This window comes from Thalassovita mediterranea (genome assembly GCF_001458435.1).
In the GTDB taxonomy this organism is placed as follows: domain Bacteria; phylum Pseudomonadota; class Alphaproteobacteria; order Rhodobacterales; family Rhodobacteraceae; genus Thalassobius; species Thalassobius mediterraneus.
Window position 1 is genome coordinate 87978 of record NZ_CYSF01000002.1, and the last position, 16350, is coordinate 104327.

General features: G+C 58.3%; 15 protein-coding genes. 2 read left to right on the forward strand and 13 right to left on the reverse strand.

Annotated features, from left to right (window positions below; translation table 11 throughout):
- Positions 1–408: 408 nt before the first annotated feature.
- Both TM5383_RS01775 and TM5383_RS01780 read right to left on the reverse strand, forming a co-directional pair.
- A complete protein-coding gene (locus tag TM5383_RS01775) occupies positions 409–1164 on the reverse strand; it encodes a helix-turn-helix transcriptional regulator (protein ID WP_058317417.1) in 756 nt (251 codons plus the stop codon).
- Positions 1165–1492: 328 nt separating this feature from the next.
- A complete protein-coding gene (locus tag TM5383_RS01780; RefSeq protein WP_058317337.1) occupies positions 1493–2713 on the reverse strand; it encodes an acyl-CoA dehydrogenase in 1221 nt (406 codons plus the stop codon).
- Positions 2714–2820: 107 nt separating this feature from the next.
- On the opposite strand from TM5383_RS01780, the gene TM5383_RS01785 reads away from it, so the two are divergent.
- Positions 2821–3741, forward strand: coding sequence for a LysR family transcriptional regulator (locus TM5383_RS01785; RefSeq protein WP_058317338.1), 921 nt, complete (start codon positions 2821–2823; stop codon positions 3739–3741).
- 74 nt (positions 3742–3815) lie between these two features.
- Here the strand turns inward: TM5383_RS01785 and phoB are convergent, their stop codons facing one another.
- The 10 genes from phoB to TM5383_RS01835 all read right to left on the reverse strand — a co-directional run bounded on the left by phoB (position 3816) and on the right by TM5383_RS01835 (position 13597).
- Entirely contained in the window at positions 3816–4505 is a 690-nt protein-coding gene (gene phoB / locus TM5383_RS01790; RefSeq protein ID WP_058317339.1) for a phosphate regulon transcriptional regulator PhoB, read from the reverse strand.
- 3 nt (positions 4506–4508) lie between these two features.
- A complete protein-coding gene (gene phoU, locus TM5383_RS01795; protein WP_058317418.1) occupies positions 4509–5225 on the reverse strand; it encodes a phosphate signaling complex protein PhoU in 717 nt (238 codons plus the stop codon).
- A 29-nt stretch (positions 5226–5254) separates the two neighbouring features.
- Complete coding sequence (gene pstB / locus TM5383_RS01800) at positions 5255–6052, reverse strand: phosphate ABC transporter ATP-binding protein PstB (protein ID WP_058317340.1); 798 nt, start codon at positions 6050–6052, stop codon at positions 5255–5257.
- 25 nt (positions 6053–6077) lie between these two features.
- Positions 6078–7424 (reverse strand): phosphate ABC transporter permease PstA, encoded by a 1347-nt coding sequence (gene pstA, locus TM5383_RS01805; RefSeq protein WP_058317341.1) that lies wholly within the window; start codon positions 7422–7424, stop codon positions 6078–6080.
- Positions 7421–8893: a phosphate ABC transporter permease subunit PstC gene (pstC, locus tag TM5383_RS01810; RefSeq protein WP_058317342.1), complete on the reverse strand. Its 1473-nt coding sequence runs from the start codon at positions 8891–8893 to the stop codon at positions 7421–7423. Before pstC ends, pstA begins: the two co-directional genes overlap by 4 nt.
- Before the next feature lie 84 nt (positions 8894–8977).
- Positions 8978–10033 carry a substrate-binding domain-containing protein gene (locus TM5383_RS01815; protein WP_058317343.1) on the reverse strand — a complete coding sequence of 352 codons (1056 nt, stop codon included), beginning with the start codon at positions 10031–10033 and terminating at the stop codon, positions 8978–8980.
- 391 nt (positions 10034–10424) lie between these two features.
- A complete protein-coding gene (locus tag TM5383_RS01820) occupies positions 10425–11480 on the reverse strand; it encodes a sensor histidine kinase (protein WP_058317344.1) in 1056 nt (351 codons plus the stop codon).
- A gap of 44 nt (positions 11481–11524) precedes the next feature.
- Complete coding sequence (locus tag TM5383_RS01825) at positions 11525–12052, reverse strand: gamma carbonic anhydrase family protein (RefSeq protein ID WP_058317345.1); 528 nt, start codon at positions 12050–12052, stop codon at positions 11525–11527.
- Between the two features lie 9 nt (positions 12053–12061).
- Positions 12062–12712, reverse strand: coding sequence for a guanylate kinase (gene gmk, locus TM5383_RS01830; RefSeq protein ID WP_058317346.1), 651 nt, complete (start codon positions 12710–12712; stop codon positions 12062–12064).
- Between the two features lie 6 nt (positions 12713–12718).
- Positions 12719–13597, reverse strand: a complete 879-nt coding sequence (locus TM5383_RS01835) for a YicC/YloC family endoribonuclease (protein WP_197407352.1) — start codon at positions 13595–13597, stop codon at positions 12719–12721.
- Between the two features lie 361 nt (positions 13598–13958).
- Here TM5383_RS01835 and TM5383_RS01840 point away from each other — a divergent pair, with 361 nt between their 5' ends.
- Positions 13959–14678 (forward strand): PAS domain-containing protein, encoded by a 720-nt coding sequence (locus tag TM5383_RS01840; protein WP_058317348.1) that lies wholly within the window; start codon positions 13959–13961, stop codon positions 14676–14678.
- Positions 14679–14798: 120 nt separating this feature from the next.
- Here the strand turns inward: TM5383_RS01840 and TM5383_RS01845 are convergent, their stop codons facing one another.
- Positions 14799–16166, reverse strand: a complete 1368-nt coding sequence (locus TM5383_RS01845; RefSeq protein WP_058317349.1) for a class II 3-deoxy-7-phosphoheptulonate synthase — start codon at positions 16164–16166, stop codon at positions 14799–14801.
- Positions 16167–16350 lie beyond the last annotated feature (184 nt).

Here is a 16350-nt window from a genome sequence, read left to right on the forward strand (position 1 = left end):
CTGATCGCTAGATGATTTACGAGGTCGGGTTTCGCAGGGGCAGGGCGCGTCGAGCAGAGGCACTGCCTGTGCAAACAAAAACGGCGCCGCTGTAATAGCGACGCCGTCTCTTGAAACACCGGTGCCCCCAAGGACGATTGGGGATGAGTTGAGGGCAACCGATACGCCGGTCCGTACGTGATCAATAAACGCACGGGCCGGTAGTCCGGTAAAACCGGGTGAGCATCAGAGCCACCGAATAAGGCGGTTTACACTCACATGTCCCAGGCTAAAGCCACCACTCACGGAACGGTTGCACAATGCCAAATATGCTGCATATGCGAAAGTATGGTTTTCCGTACCTTGCGTGGTTAACGTGGTCTTTCGCGCTATAACGTGTTGAGTCTACGTGTTTAATTTCCTGAGAAATCAGGCTTCGACCACGAACATTTGGTTCTGCAGTGCCGCCTTCAGGACGGCCTGTGCCGTAGTTTCCACATTCAGAGAGTCACGCGCCAGGCGCAGGTGCTTTTCGACTGTTGCCGGTGTCAGACCCATCAGAAGCGCAATGTCTTGCGTTGTTTTGCCATCGCCAACCCATTGCAGTGCTTCGCGTTGGCGGCGTGTCAGCGTCTGGTTCGGTTGGGCGTAGGGCAGGGTCATGATTTTAAGGTGGCAGACGTTGTTCATCACCATGATGTCGTCGCCGTGGTCCGCCCAGATTGCGTCAATTTCTTCTTGTGAGATGTCCGCGCGCGCAGTCAAAGCGATGGCGCCCTTAGCCCGTGGCGAGATGGATTTGAAGCTGATCGAATAGCCGGCTGTGACGTTCATCTTGCGATTAAACTCAAGCACTTTGCGTTCGCTTTCAGTCAGCGCGCCGGTTTCCAGCATTTCGCCCAAGATCTTCCAACTGGCAGCGCCTTCGTTTTCTAGCACCCATTTCATCATTGGGCCGTGAAAATACAGACCTTTGCCGATGAATGTATCGGTGTAAGCCGCGTCGTGGTTGGTGAGCATGATAAAATCATCCGGGTCACCCAGCGACGTTGAGGTGCTGAAGTGGGTGAACCCATAAAGCAGTCGGTCAAACCCGTAGGTCGCCATCTGCCGCGTATGCATGTCCCACAGCTCTTCGATTGACTGAGCGTTCGTCAATGCCCGAAGGTACTTACTGTTACGCATTACTGTCCCAATCTGTTCTGTCTGTTCATCGCCGTGCAGAAATTTCACGTCTAGAACGGGCAACTATGTTTGCTTGGTAAAACTTTACATCGCACACTCGGGAATTGTCGAGAGGTGGTGTAGATCAACAATGCAGTAACATATGGGGGTGGTATGGCCGTTTTATTTACATAATATTTATTATACAATTTTTATAAATTGACATTTAGGGCCGTGTTTTGCGCATCTACGACTACGCTTTTTGTTTCAAATCAGCACCCTATTCGACGCTGTTAAACGAAAACAGGCGCCGTGGCGCCTGTTTGGTGTTGCGTTTTGATCGTCAGATTTAGAAAAACGCCTGCAATCCGGTTTGTGCGCGTCCCAGGATCAGTGCGTGTACGTCATGGGCGCCCTCGTAGGTGTTGACCGTTTCCAGGTTCACCATGTGGCGGATCACACCGAATTCCAGGCTGATGCCGTTGCCGCCGTGCATGTCGCGGGCGTGGCGTGCGATGTCCAGTGCCTTGCCGCAGTTGTTGCGTTTCACGATCGAAATCATCTCCGGCGCTGCTTCAGCGCGGTCCATCAGGCGGCCCACTTGCAGGCTGGCCTGCAGGCCCAGTGCGATCTCGGTTTGCATGTCGGCCAGTTTCTTCTGGAACAGCTGGGTTTGCGCCAGCGGTTTTTTGAACTGATGGCGGTCCAGACCGTATTGGCGCGCCGCGTGCCAGCAGAATTCAGCCGCGCCCATCGCGCCCCAGCTGATGCCGTAACGGGCGCGGTTCAGGCAGCCGAACGGACCTTTCAACCCTTCAACATGTGGCAGCAGCGCGTCTTCACCGACCTCAACATTGTCCAGCACGATCTCACCAGTGATCGAGGCGCGCAGCGACATCTTGTTGCCGATCTTGGGCGCGCTCAGTCCCTTCATGCCTTTTTCCAGAACGAAGCCGCGGATCTTGCCGCCGTGCGCTTCGGATTTGGCCCAAACAACGAAAACGTCTGCGATCGGGCTGTTGGAAATCCACATTTTCGAACCGGTCAACACATAGCCGCCATCGGTCTTCACCGCGCGGGTTTTCATGCCAGCGGGGTCCGAACCAGCGTCAGGTTCGGTCAGGCCGAAACAGCCGATCCATTCGCCGGACGCCAGTTTAGGCAGGTATTTCTTGCGCTGCTCTTCGCTGCCGTAGGCATAAATCGGATACATCACCAGCGAGCTTTGCACAGACATCATCGAGCGGTATCCGCTATCCACACGCTCTACCTCGCGGGCGACGAGGCCGTAGGCCACGTAACCGGCGGCGATCCCGCCGTATTCCTCGGGGATGGTCGAGCCGAGGAGGCCCATCGCGCCCATTTCACGGAAGATCTCTGGATCGGTTTCTTCGTTTTCAAAGGCGGACAGAACACGTGGCTGCAGTTTTTCCTGACAATAGGCCGCCGCGCTGTCGCGGATCATGCGTTCGTCTTCGGTCAGCTGCTGGTCCAGTTTGAACGGATCGGCCCAGTCAAAGGCCCCCAGATCCGGGGCATCTTTGGCGCGCAATGTGGGGCGGTCGGTCATGTGATGATCCACTTCATGAGTATTTCGTTCAATTTCCCCTTGGTTACACGGTGATTTTGTCAGATAACAGCAAGTGTTTGGTATTATGTCATGAGGAAAAGTCATATATGAGCGCCCCTCGCCCCACAGCCCGCCGCTATTTGCCGTCGATTGCGTCCTTACGCGCGCTGGAGGCGTTGGATCGGCTGGGGAGCGCCACGGCCGTGGCGGAGGAGCTGTCGCAAACCCAAAGCGCCGTCAGCCGTCAGTTGCAGGCACTGGAAACGCAGCTGGGCACCACTTTGATCATTCGTGACCGCAAACAGATGAAGCTGACACCCGCCGCCGCCGATTATGCCGCCAGCGTGCGTGAGGCGTTGGATATTATCGCTAAATCCTCGCTCAAGGTGCAGGTCAATCCGGATAGCGGTTCGCTTAATCTGGCCATTCTGCCGACCTTCGGAATGCGCTGGCTGGTCCCGCGACTGGCGGAGTTTGCCAAGCTGCACCCAGAGATCACCATCAACATGTCAACGCGGATCAAGCCGTTTAGCTTTTCCGATGAACCCTTTGATGCGGCGTTACATTTTGGATCTGGCGATTTGCCGGGATGCGAGGCGTTGCTGCTGAAACCTGAACATGTTGTTCCGGTTTGTGCGCCATCCTTACTGGCGGATGAGGTGGTCGCGCATCCCCGCGATCTGCTGTCCCTGCCCTTGCTGCACATCGAAACCCGGCCCGATGCCTGGGCGCAGTGGTTTGCCAGCTACGGCGTCGCGGAAACGGGCATCGCAGGCACGCTGTATGATCAGTTTTCCACCATCACACAGGCGGCCATTCATGGTCTGGGGGTGGCACTGTTGCCGGATTATCTGGTGGCGCAGGATTTGGCACAGGGTCGGTTGGTGCATGCCTATGGGGCTGCGACACGGTCGCTGGGGTCCTATTATCTGGTCTGGCCGGTGGAACGGTCCCGCGATCCGGCGCTGCGCACATTTTGTGATTGGTTGGCGACGCAGGCTGAAGATGAGGATGCCTTGCCTAGATAAAGAAAAGGCCGCGGAAAACCGCAGCCTTATGCCGTTTTGTCATGCAATCAGGTGGGCAACCGCCCTGCCCTCATTTAGCCAAGCGCATAGCCCGCGCCACGCACCGTGCGCAGCGGATCGGTGCCGCCGGTCTTGGTCAATGCCTTGCGCAGACGGCCAATGTGGACGTCCACAGTGCGGGTATCCACATAGATGTCACGGCCCCAAACACGGTCCAAGAGCTGTTCACGGCTCCAGACGCGACCCGGTTTTTCCATGAAGGTGGACAGCAGACGAAACTCCGTCGGGCCCAGCTTCAACGCTTCACCATCGCGGGTCACGCGGTGGGTTTCGGCGTCCAGAATGATATCATCATATTCCAAACGTTCGCCCACAGTGGCCGGACGGGTGCGGCGCAGCTGCGCACGCACGCGGGCCATCAACTCGACGATCGAATAGGGTTTCACCACATAGTCATCGGCGCCGGTTTCCAGACCACGCACCTTGTCCACCTCTTCGGAACGGGCCGAGAGCATGATGATCGGAATGTTGCGCGTTTCGCTGCGGGTTTTCAGCTGGCGGCAGACCTCAATCCCCGAAACTGCGGGCATCATCCAGTCCAGCACGATGATGTCAGGGCTTTCCTCGGCCACCGACATCAACGCCTCTTCGCCGTTTTCGGCCTTCACCACGCGGAAACCTTCGGCCTCAAGGTTGTAGGCCAACACCTCACGCTGTGCCGGCTCATCCTCGACCACCAGAACGGTTGGTTGACTGGCAGCCATGGCTTAGACCTCACCCAGTTCCGCGTCGAGGGATGTTTTATCACCCTTCGGGCGGCCATCCTCGGGCAGCGCACCTTCGACCAGATAGACCACCTGTTCGGCGATCGCGGTCACATGGTCGCCCATGCGTTCGGTGTTCTTGGCGATGAAATGCAGGTGCATACAGGCAGTGATGTTGCGCGGATCTTCCATCATGAAGGTCAGAAACTCGCGGAACAGCGCGTTATACATCTGGTCCACTTCTTCGTCGCGCGCGATGACGTCACGGGCCAGATCGGGGTCACGCTGAATATAGGCGTCCAGCGCGTCCTTCAGCATCAGCTGCACTTCGCGCGCCATGCGACGGATCGCGGCGTGGCTGTCGTTGATCGGGGCCATTTGCACCAGAACGCCGGTCCGCTTGGCCATGTTTTTCGCATAGTCGCCAATACGTTCCAGGTTGCCCGAGATTTTCATCACCGACAGTACCACCCGCAGGTCAGACGCCGCGGGCGAGCGCAGGGCGATCAGCTGCGCTGCCGCTTCGTTGATCTGGTTTTCCAGGGCATCAATGGCCTTGTCGCCCTTGCGCACCTTTTCGGCGGCTTCTTCGTCGCGGTCGTTCAGGCTCTGTGCGGCTTTCAGGATCGACTCTTCGACCAGACCACCCATTTTCATGATCTGGGCCTGAATGGTTTCCAGATCGCGGTCAAAGGCGGTGACGATGTGGCTTTCGTCCATAATGTTGTCGCTGTTCATAATACTAGTCCTTAACCGATACGACCGGTGATGTAGCTTTCCGTGCGCGGATCCGTCGGGTTGGTAAAGATCTGGCCTGTGTCGCCAAATTCCACCAGATTGCCGAGGTGGAAGAAGGCGGTTTTCTGGCTGACGCGCGCCGCCTGCTGCATGGAGTGGGTGACGATCACCACCGCAAACTTGTGGCGCAGCTCGTCGATCAGCTCTTCGACCTGGGCGGTTGCGATTGGGTCCAGCGCCGAACAGGGTTCGTCCATCAGCAGAACCTCTGGCTGGGTGGCCACCGCGCGGGCGATGCACAGACGCTGCTGCTGACCGCCGGACAGGCCGGTGCCGGGCGCGTGCAGGCGGTCCTTCACCTCATCCCAGATGGCGCCGCGACGCAGGGATTTTTCAACGATTTCATCCAGATCAGCCTTGTTCTTGGCCAGACCGTGGATACGGGGACCATAGGCGATGTTGTCATAAATCGACTTGGGGAACGGGTTCGGTTTCTGGAACACCATGCCCACTTTGGCGCGCAGTTGCACCGGATCGACGCGTTTGTCGTAGATGTCTTCGCCATCCAAGAGGATGTCGCCCTTCACGCGGCAGATGTCGATGGTGTCATTCATCCGGTTCAGGCAGCGGAGGAAGGTCGACTTGCCACAGCCCGACGGGCCGATGAAGGCAGTGACGGTTTTTTCGGGAATGTCGATCGAGACATCCTTGATCGCGTGGGTATCCCCGTAAAAGACCTGTACGTCTTTGGCGGCGATTTTACTTTCTTTCTGGTCCAAGGCGGCCTCCAGAGCAGGTGAGTCATACATGGCGAAGATCCCTTTCTCGCACGTATTACCAGCGACGTTCGAACCGGCGGCGCAGGATCACCGCAATCGTGTTCATGGTCACAAGGAAAATCAATAGGATGATGATGCCGCCCCAAGCGCGTTCATAGAACGCCGGTTCGGCACGTTTGGCCCATTCGTAGATCTGGGCCGGCATGGCGGAGTTGGGCGACAACAGGCCAGCGCTGATGCTGTCCGGCGCGTTCGAGGCGATGAAACCAATCATCCCGATCAGCAAGAGCGGTGCGGTTTCACCCAAAGCCTGTGCCAGACCGATGATGGTGCCGGTCAGAATGCCCGGTGCGGCCAAGGGCAGAACGTGGTGGAACACCGACTGCATTTTCGACGCGCCCAGACCCAGTGCGGCGTCACGGATCGACGGCGGCACGGCCTTCAGCGAGGCGCGGGTGGAAATGATGATCGTCGGCAGGGTCATCAGCGTCAGCACCAGACCACCGACCAGCGGCGCGGATTGCGGCAGGTGCATGTAGTTGATGAATACCGCCAGACCCAGAATACCGAACACAATGGACGGCACCGCGGCGAGGTTTGAAATGTTCACTTCGATCAGATCGGTGATCCAGTTTTTCGGTGCAAACTCCTCTAGGTAGATGGAGGCCGCAACACCGATTGGCAGCGCCAGCACCAGAACCACCAACATCATAAAGAAGCTGCCCATCATCGATACACCGATGCCTGCGGCCTCTGGCCGTTGATCGGAGGCGTCAGCGCCAAAGATGAAGTTGGCGTTAAAGCGTTTTTCAACCACACCTGCGGCGACCAGTTGATCAACAAAATCCAGCTGCGCGGCCGAGATCTTCTTGTCATTCGCGATGCTTTCGCGTGTCACGCGGCCTTTCATATAGCCATCAACACGGCTGTTGGTCAGGAAGGTAAATTCGACAGTGGTGCCGATGCGGCTGGTGTCTTCCAGTACGAACTCGCGCAGCTCTGCGGCGGCGGATTTCGACAGGATGGCGGCCATGTCTTTGGACTTCAGGCCGGTTTCCAGACCCAGCTCTTCAACCTTGGCTTCAAACGCAGTCTTCATCAGCGGCGCGTAGCCGAAGGTGGACACCTTCTTGATGTCGTCGATGTTGCGGTTGCCCTTTTTGTCCAGCTTGGCCTCTGCCAGCTCAACGTTCAGGGTCACAAAGGTTTGCTGAAACGCACCCAGACCGTTGTTCAGGATGGTGCCAACCAGCACGACCAGAACCAGCAGACCGGCGGTGATGGCCGCGATGCCGTAGGCCTTGAACCGACGTTCAGCAGCGTTGCGCTTCTTGGTCCGCTCATCCGTTTTGTGGATCGAGGTTTTCGGCGGATTGGACGGGGTTTGCGAAATGTCGGTCATTCGTACTGTTCCCGGTATTTGCGCACGATGTAGAGCGCGAGGACATTAAGACCCAGGGTCAAAACAAAGAGCGTCAGGCCAAGGGCAAAGGCCACCAGCGTTTCGGGCGATGCAAAATCGCCGTCGCCGGTCAGCTGGCTGACGATACGGGTGGTGATGGTGGTCAGTGCCTCCAGCGGGTTAACGGCGAGGCGGGCAATGGCCCCTGCCCCCAGCACCACGATCATGGTTTCACCAATCGCACGGCTGGCGGCCAGCAGGATCGCACCAACGATGCCGGGCAGCGCGGCGGGCAGCACCACCTGACGGATGGTTTCCGATTTCGTCGCGCCCAAGCCGTAAGAGCCATCGCGCATCGCCTGCGGTACGGCGTTAATGATGTCGTCTGACAGCGAGCTGACGAACGGGATCAGCATGATGCCCATCACGATACCAGCTGTTGCAACCGAACGTGCATCGGTCATCCAATTCACACCAAACGTACCACCCTCACCAAACATGCTGAGGAGGAAGGGACCGAAGGTGACCAGCGCAAACAGACCGTAAACGATGGTTGGGATACCGGCGAGGATCTCGAGGAGCGGTTTCGCGAAGCCACGCACGCCTTTGGACGCATATTCGGACAGGTAGATCGCCGCGAACAGACCGATCGGCACTGCAACCAACAGCGCGACCACCGAAATATAGAGCGTCCCCCAGAGCAAAGGCAGGATCGCCAGTTCTGAGTCACCGCGGAAGTTCGGCGCCCAGACGGTGCCGAAGAAGAAGTCTTTCCAGTCGTGCAGGCCGAAGAAGTTCACCGTTTCAAACAGCATCGAGAACACGATGCCCACGGTGGTCAGGATCGCCAGCGACGCAGCGCCGATCAGCAGGGCCAGCACACCGCGTTCCACCACGTTACGGGCGCGGTAATGCAGGTTGGTCTTGCTGTAGGAAATGGCAAAACCGACCAGTGCGGCGAGTAGGACAACAATGGTCATCGCCATGGTGCCGGTGGAAGCCATCGCGCGGTAATCCTGCGCGGCCTGCAGCACCTCAGGGCGGACATCGCTGCCAAGGGCCACACCAATATCGGCCAACGTGGCACGTACGTCGGTTTGACCTGCGTCCAGTGTACGTGCATCTGCCGCACTCATCGCGCCGGAAGATACCGCAAAATCAAGACCTTCTGCTACGCGCTTCACGTCGCTCATCACCAGATCAAGGCTAGATCCTTCGGTGATTGCACTGGCGGGAATGGAACCGGACACCGTTGTGTTGATCAGGCTGGGTTGGGCCAGCAGCCAAACACCCAAAATGGCGGCCGCAGGCACCAACGCGCTCATCGCGACGTTCATGCCATAAAAATTCGGAAGAGAATGCAGCGCCCGGCTGTCGCCGCCCGCCGAAGCAAGCGCACGCTGGCGCCCGAGGATGTAGCCGATCACCGATAGTCCGATCAGCAGTAAGACAAGCCACGAAACAGGCATGATCTCTCCGATAGTAGAGGAAAAAAAGGATGGGGGCCGCGCCGGAACGCAGCCCCCTTTGTCGTGTCGACCAGGGGGCCGATATTACATGTTGGCGCCCAGAACCTGCTCTGCCGCGACCGCTTCTTGGGTGTCGGCCAGTTCAGGGTCAGCAACCAGGCCGTATTCGGCCAGCGGGCCGTCGGAGCCTGCGATTTCGTCAGCGATGAAGAATTCTGCGTATTCTTTCAGGCCGGGGATCACACCGATGTGGGCTTTCTTCACGTAGAAGAACAGCGGGCGCGATACCGGGTATTCGCCGGTTGCGATCGATTCAGTCGAAGGAACGATGCCCGACATGGTCGCCACTTTCAGCTTGTCGGTGTTGTTTTCGTAGAAGGACAGACCGAAGACGCCGATGCCGTCTTTGTTGCTTTCGATGGAGGCCAGGGTCTCGGTGTAGTCACCGTCGATGTCGACCGATACGCCGTCGGTGCGCAGAGCGATACAGGCTTTTTCGGCTGCTTTGTGCTTGGCTTTGTCGGTGTCACCTTCTGCGCCAGCCAGGAAGGCGTCGAATGCGCCGGTGGCTTCACAGCCTGCCAGGATCACTTTGTCTTCGAACACTTCACGGGTGCCGTGCTTGGTGCCGGGGATGTAAGCGGCCAGGTTCTGCGCCGGGAAGTTGGCGTTTACGTCGGCCCAGGTTTTGTTGGGGTTGGCAACCAGTGCGCCGTCAACCAGGACCTTGTCGGACAGGGCCAGGAACCAATCGGTCGGGGTGAATTCAAAGGTTTCGCCCTGAATGTCAGAGGCAAATACGATGCCGTCGTAGCCGATGCGGACTTCGATGATGTCGGTCACACCGTTTTCGGCACAGGCTTTGATTTCTTTGTCTTTGATTTTGCGCGATGCGTTTGCAACGTCGACGGTGTTTTCGCCAACACCTTCACAGAAACGCTTCAGGCCAGCGGAGGAACCGCCCGATTCAACAACGGGGGTCGGGAAGTCGAAGTTTTCGCCAAAGGCTTCGGCAACGATCGAAGCGTAGGGCAGAACGGTGGAAGAACCGGCAACCTGTACCTGATCACGTGCAGCTGCGGCGGTTGCGGATACGGCCGCGATGGCCAGGGTCGAGGCGGTCAGTTTCACGAACGACATGAAAAACTCTCCTGATTTCAGTCTTTGGGTCGTCCCCACGACGACCTCTGACTGGCGATCTAAGCGTGTTGCACGATGCTTTTGTGACGCTTGTGTAACAGGGATATGACAGTCGAGGGTTTTCACCGGCGTCATTGTCACAAAAAGTCGCAGTGAGCATGTAACTATTTGTTTTGGTGCGATTATTTTAATTTGCTGTTTTGCGCGCAAAGCTGTCCAGTTTCCGTTGTCGGGCAGAAAAATAGACAAGTCAGGCTGGTTGTTGTGACAAAAACCCGAAAACGTCACAGAAATTAACCCTTTCGTAGGGCTTTTGTGACAATCACATAGATTTCCGAATCTCAAAACCGTGAGATTTGTGTGATCGGGCGGGCCAAGCCCGCCTTCAAGATCATACGTCTAATGGCAGCAGGACGGAGAATGTGCTGCCCTGCCCCTCGACACTTTGGATTTTCAGGCGGCCACGGTGGCGGTTGACGATGTGTTTCACAATCGCCAGCCCCAAACCCGTGCCGCCCATTTCGCGCGATCGGTGACTGTCGATGCGGTAGAACCGTTCGGTGAGGCGCGGCAGATGCACACCCTCGATCCCCGGGCCACGGTCGATCACATCAATACGCACGCCAGGGCCGCGCAGCACAGGATCGCGCGGGCTTTGTGACAGGCGCAGGGTGACTGTGTTGTCACGGCCACCGTATTTGATCGCGTTTTCGAGTAGGTTGGTGAAAACCTGCCGCAGTTGGTCGTGATCACCTGGCACCATTGCGCCGCCTTCTGGCAGGTGGCGTTCGATAGTGACATTCGCAGCCTCGGCCACGGGCCCCAGCCCGTTCAGCGTTTCCACCAAAAGCGTGCCCAGATCCACCTGCTGCGATGGGCGCAGGCGTGCCTCTGCCACCACTTGGCTCAGCGACAACAGGTCACTGACCAGACGATTCATGCGGCTGGCCTCATTCGACATGATAGATAGGAAGCGATTCCGCGCATCAGCATCCTCTGCCGCTGGACCTTGTAGCGTTTCGATGAACCCCATCAGTGCCGTTAGCGGCGTGCGCAATTCATGGCTGACGTTGGCGACAAAATCGCGGCGCATCTGGCCCATTGCCTCGGCTTGGCTGATATCTTCGAAACTGACTAGAACACCACGGATGTCCCGCGTGTCGACATAGCCGCAGGTGACGCGATAGGTCAGTTCGTTGCGCACGTCCTGACCCAGATACCGCGCCTCTTGCTTGGTGCGGGTCTGATCGCAGCGCTCAATCGCCTCCAACACCGATGGCTGGCGGATCACCGTGATCAGGTGCCGCCCCGAGAGCCCCTCACCCAAGAGCGCCTCTACCTTGGCATTGGCGCCAAGGATCCGGTCGGTGCCGGTGATCAACAGCGCCGGTTGCGGCAGCGCCGCGAGGAGGGAATGCGCAGCTGCGCTGGTGTCGTTAGATCGCATGGAAATGGGGCCTGTGTGAGAGGTCAGAGAGGATCAGACGGGTTTCAGACTGGTTTCAGGCCAGCGCGGAACCGGCGCATGTTGTCCTGATAATGCTGTGCAGACCGGGTCAGGCCGGCAATCGCCGCCTCATCCAGTTGTCGTACCACCTTGCCCGGTGCGCCCATGACCAGTGATCCGTCGGGGATTTCCTTGCCCTCGGTGATCAGCGCCCCTGCCCCGATCAGGCAGTTCTTGCCGATCTTGGCTCCGTTCAGCACCGTCGCGCCCATCCCGATCAGGGAATTGTCACCAATGGTGCAGCCATGCAGCATCGCCTTGTGACCGATGGTGCAGTTCTGGCCGATGGTCAGCGGGCAACCGGGGTCCGTGTGCATCACGCTGTTTTCCTGCACGTTGCTGCCAGCACCAATGCGGATTTCCTCATTGTCACCGCGAATGGTGCAGCCAAACCAGACCGACGCGCCGCTTTCGACCACCACATTGCCGATCACATTGGCATCGGGCGCGATCCAAAAATCGCCATCCTCAGGCAGGCGCGGGGCAAGGCCATCAAGAGCGTAGAGTGTCATTGCTAATCCTCACTGCAAATCTTCAAATTCCGCCTGAAGGCCGCGCACATGATCCATCAGCGCAGGTTGCTGCAACCGGCGCAGGCGGGTGGCGGCGACGATGGTTTTCAGATCCTCAGCGGTTTTTTCCAGATCGTCATTAACCAGCACATGGTCATAGCTGCCCCAATGGCTGATCTCATCCCAGCTTTTCTGCATCCGCTTGGCGATCACCTCTTCGCTGTCCTGACCCCGGCTGACCAGACGGCGGTGCAACTCTTTGATCGAGGGCGGCAGGATAAAGATCGACAGCGTGTGCGGCGCCAGCGAGGATTGGCGGATCTGCTGGGCACCTTGCCAGTCGATGTCAAACAGCACGTCTTCGCCCGCTTCAATCGCGGCCTGCACTGGCCCCTTGGGCGAGCCGTAGAAATTGCCAAACACATGTGCATGTTCCAACATTTCGCCATCCGCCACATCGCGTTTGAAGTGGTCTTCGGTCAGAAAGTGGTAATGCACCCCGTCCTCTTCGCCCGGACGCGGCTGGCGGGTGGTGGCGGAGACTGAGAAACGGATCGTCGGATCCCATTCGCGCAGGTGGCGCGTCAGGGTGGATTTGCCTGCGCCAGAGGGCGAAGACAGGATAATCAGCAGGCCGCGGCGGGTTTTGGGGGTAGTCATTTCGGGTTATTCCACATTCTGTACTTGTTCACGCATCTGGTCGATCACCGTTTTCAGGTCCAGACCAATGCGGGTCAGCGCGGTGTTCTGGGATTTGGAACAAAGCGTGTTGGCTTCGCGGTTGAACTCCTGCATCAGGAAGTCCAGCTTGCGGCCAACGGGTTTCGTTTCACTTAACAGATCGCGCGCAGCGTTAATGTGGGCGCGCAGGCGATCCAATTCTTCGGTCACGTCAGATTTCACCGCAATCAGCGCCAGTTCCTGCGCCAGGCGGTCCTCATCCATCGTATCAACATTTTGCATCACGCGGGTTAGCGCGCCCTTCAGCGCCTCCTCCATCGCGGCTTTGCGATCGCCAATCGCGGCCTCTGCCTGATCGGTCAGCGCCTCAATCTCATCCACCGCGCGAGTCAGCACCTGATGCAGCGCCTTGCCTTCGGTCGCACGCATATCGGTGAAGGCTTGTAGGATTGCCGGAAATTCCGCCAGCAACGCGGCAGACAGTGCCTTGGTCTCATCTTCGCTGCTGGCCTGTTCCATCACGCCACGTTGCGCCATCAGATCAGCGGCGGTCATCGGGGCCAGTTCGACGCCCTGTGCGGCGGCGCGGGTGGCGATCTGTGATAGGGCGGCCAGTGTGCTGTCCAGAACGGCGGGATTCAGCACCTGCGCGCTGCCGGTTTCCTCACGCTGAATGCGCAGGGACAGGGTGACGTTGCCACGTCCCAAAGCGGCGCTGAGTTGGCTACGCAGGGCAGTTTCCAACCCCTCGATCCAATCGGGCACCCGCAGGCGCAGGTCCAGCCCCTTGGCGTTGACCGAGCGCAGTTCCCACGTCCAGCTGTGTGGCGCCAGCGCGCCCTTGCCTGAGGCAAATCCCGTCATCGATTGCAACACCTGCGATCTCCTTCTTAGTCGCGCCCGTTATGGCCCCGTTACGCAAGGTCGGGCAAGGGGATTGCGTGGACAGGCGGGATTTATCTGCACCCCTGTGGCGGTTCATGGGGCATTGGGCGCGCGCGCGATTAACCAGCCGCACCGATTTGCCACAAATTTACGGAAAATCCTGTCACATTAACCCCCCAGTAACCTTTGCTGCGTTAGGCCTTTGTTAACCGCCTTTTCAAAGGGCGATTGTCAGATGCCGTCCGTGGTGCGGCTGGCGCGCTTGGTATCGCGTGTGTCTGATAATCAAAGGAGGGCGGTAAAGTTGGAAGCCACAGGGTTAACAGGGAACGTACTGGACATGACACCATTTCTGAACACAGGACGTTATGCGCACCTCGCCGAAGTGGAGGCCTATTGGCACGCCAAGCGTCCAAGCGGCCATTTGCCAGCACGGGCTGATCTGGATCCGCGCGGGATCAGCGGTGCGCTCGACCATTGTTTTATTGCCGAACGTCTGGACGCAGGGATGTTCCGGTTGCGTCTGGCGGGTACGGTTTTGAATGATTTGATGGGCATGGAGGTGCGTGGCATGTCCCCAACGGCCCTGTTCGCCCCCCATTACGAAGAACAGATCAGCGCACTATTCGAAGCGGTCTGTGCCCGACCGGCGATTTTACAGGCTGATGTCAGTGCCACACGGGGCAATGTCAAACCTATGCTTGAGGGGCGGTTGGCGCTTTGGCCTTTGCGGGATGATGATGGCTTTACCACGCGGTTGCTGGGCGGTCTGTCGTATCGCGGCGACATCGGGCGTGCGCCCCGTGCGTTGCAGGTGGTGTCGCACCGTTTGCGCATGTTGCAGGTGGCAAGCGCCCTGCCCGCGCCTGTTGCGGATAGTGTGCAAGACCCGTCTGAGGTGCCGGTGATCACGCAGGACGGGCCGGAAGAAACCGGTTTTGCCGAGGCGACAACACCATTTTCCCCCGCACCCAAGGGCGCGGTAGGTCGCGCAAGGTCTGCATCTAGGTCTGCAGTTGGACATCTCCGATTGGTGTCTGTGGCCGATCAGCCAGAGTGAAGCTATCGCCAAACCCCAGCTAATGGCGCTGGGCCTATTTCATCGCGTGGGTGCAAAAATGAAAAACGCCCCGAGTGTTTCGGGGCGTTTTCATCATGTTTGCAAAGGTTGCGCTGCGGATCAGCTGGCTTTCGCCACCTTGTCCTGACGCAGTGCCGACAGTTCTTCGGCCACGAGGAAGGCCAGTTCCAGCGACTGGCTGGCGTTCAGGCGCGGATCACAAGCGGTGTGGTAGCGGGCGGACAGATCTTCCTCTGTCACGGCGCGGACACCACCGGTACATTCGGTCACGTCCTGACCGGTCATTTCAAAATGCACACCGCCGGGCACTGTTCCTTCGGCGCGGTGGATCTGGAAGAATTCCTGAACCTCTTGCAGCACCGATTGGAACGGACGGGTTTTGTAGCCGGTGGCCGATTTGATGGTGTTGCCGTGCATCGCGTCACAGGTCCACAGGACGTTCGCGCCCTCTTCCTCAACCGCTTTGATCAAGCGTGGCAGGTGGTCGCCCACTTGACCGGCACCGAAACGGGCGATCAGGGTCAGACGCCCGGCCTCGTTTTCGGGGTTCAGCTTGGCCATCAGCACTTTCAGATCCTCGGCGGTGGTGGTCGGGCCACATTTCAGACCGATCGGGTTCAGAACACCGCGGGCAAATTCTACATGCGCACCGTCAGGCTGACGGGTGCGGTCGCCAATCCAGATCATGTGACCGGACCCTGCCAGCCAGTTGCCAGAGGTCGAATCTTCGCGCGTCAGCGCCTCTTCGTATTCCAGCAGCAGCGATTCATGGCTGGTGTAGAAATCAACGGTTTGCAGCGTATGCGCCATGTCGCTATCGACGCCCGCCGCGCGCATGAAGTCCAGCGTGTCACTGATGCGGTTGGCCATATCGCGGTATTTGGCTGCGTTTTCACCTTCGGTGAAGCCCAGCGTCCATTTGTGCACCTGATGCACATCCGCATAGCCGCCGGTCGAAAACGCACGCAGCAAGTTCAGCGTTGCCGCCGCCTGAGTGTAGGCCTGCAGCATCTTCTTGGGGTCGGGAATACGCGCCTCTGGGGTGAAGTCCAGTTCGTTGATGATGTCACCACGGTAGCTGGGCAGTTCTACGCCATCGACGGTTTCTGTGGGGGCCGAACGCGGTTTGGCGAACTGACCGGCCATGCGGCCGACTTTGACCACCGGCACCTTGGCGCCATAGGTCAGCACCATCGCCATTTGCAGCATCACCTTAAAGGTGTCGCGGATGCCGTTTGCGGAAAATTGTTCAAAACTTTCGGCGCAATCACCGCCCTGCAGTAGGAAAGCTTCGCCGCGCGATGCGGCCGCCAACTGCGATTTCAGCTTGCGCGCCTCACCGGCAAAAACCAGCGGCGGATAGTTCGACAGCTGCGCCTCTACAGCATTCAGAGCGGCCTGATCCGTGTAGTCGGGCATCTGGATGCGCGGTTTGCTGCGCCAGTTGGATTTTTGCCAGTCGTTCATCCTATCCTCCGGTCGGGTATTGGGGCATTGCGGTTCTATAGCTGCAATGCAGAGATATGACCATGAAAAATAGCGTGAAAACCAGATATGAAATTTCTGTAAAATTCTCGCTGGAAACGTTCGAGAATCGCGGTTAATCGGCGCCAAACGCAGGTGTGAACCCTTGGGGTCAACTGCTCTATTG

Bases quoted from the DNA above. Each gene is read 5' to 3' on its own strand.
- gmk (WP_058317346.1), bottom strand. From the start codon at position 12,712: ATGACTACCCCCAAAACCCGCCGCGGCCTGCTGATTATCCTGTCTTCG.
- TM5383_RS01825 (WP_058317345.1), bottom strand. From the start codon at position 12,052: ATGACACTCTACGCTCTTGATGGCCTTGCCCCGCGCCTGCCTGAGGAT.
- TM5383_RS01785 (WP_058317338.1), top strand. From the start codon at position 2,821: ATGAGCGCCCCTCGCCCCACAGCCCGCCGCTATTTGCCGTCGATTGCG.
- pstC (WP_058317342.1), bottom strand. From the start codon at position 8,893: ATGCCTGTTTCGTGGCTTGTCTTACTGCTGATCGGACTATCGGTGATC.
- pstB (WP_058317340.1), bottom strand. From the start codon at position 6,052: ATGTATGACTCACCTGCTCTGGAGGCCGCCTTGGACCAGAAAGAAAGT.
- TM5383_RS01835 (WP_197407352.1), bottom strand. From the start codon at position 13,597: ATGACGGGATTTGCCTCAGGCAAGGGCGCGCTGGCGCCACACAGCTGG.
- phoU (WP_058317418.1), bottom strand. From the start codon at position 5,225: ATGGACGAAAGCCACATCGTCACCGCCTTTGACCGCGATCTGGAAACC.
- TM5383_RS01820 (WP_058317344.1), bottom strand. From the start codon at position 11,480: ATGCGATCTAACGACACCAGCGCAGCTGCGCATTCCCTCCTCGCGGCG.
- TM5383_RS01775 (WP_058317417.1), bottom strand. From the start codon at position 1,164: ATGCGTAACAGTAAGTACCTTCGGGCATTGACGAACGCTCAGTCAATC.
- TM5383_RS01815 (WP_058317343.1), bottom strand. From the start codon at position 10,033: ATGTCGTTCGTGAAACTGACCGCCTCGACCCTGGCCATCGCGGCCGTA.
- pstA (WP_058317341.1), bottom strand. From the start codon at position 7,424: ATGACCGACATTTCGCAAACCCCGTCCAATCCGCCGAAAACCTCGATC.
- TM5383_RS01780 (WP_058317337.1), bottom strand. From the start codon at position 2,713: ATGACCGACCGCCCCACATTGCGCGCCAAAGATGCCCCGGATCTGGGG.
- TM5383_RS01840 (WP_058317348.1), top strand. From the start codon at position 13,959: ATGACACCATTTCTGAACACAGGACGTTATGCGCACCTCGCCGAAGTG.
- phoB (WP_058317339.1), bottom strand. From the start codon at position 4,505: ATGGCTGCCAGTCAACCAACCGTTCTGGTGGTCGAGGATGAGCCGGCA.
- TM5383_RS01845 (WP_058317349.1), bottom strand. From the start codon at position 16,166: ATGAACGACTGGCAAAAATCCAACTGGCGCAGCAAACCGCGCATCCAG.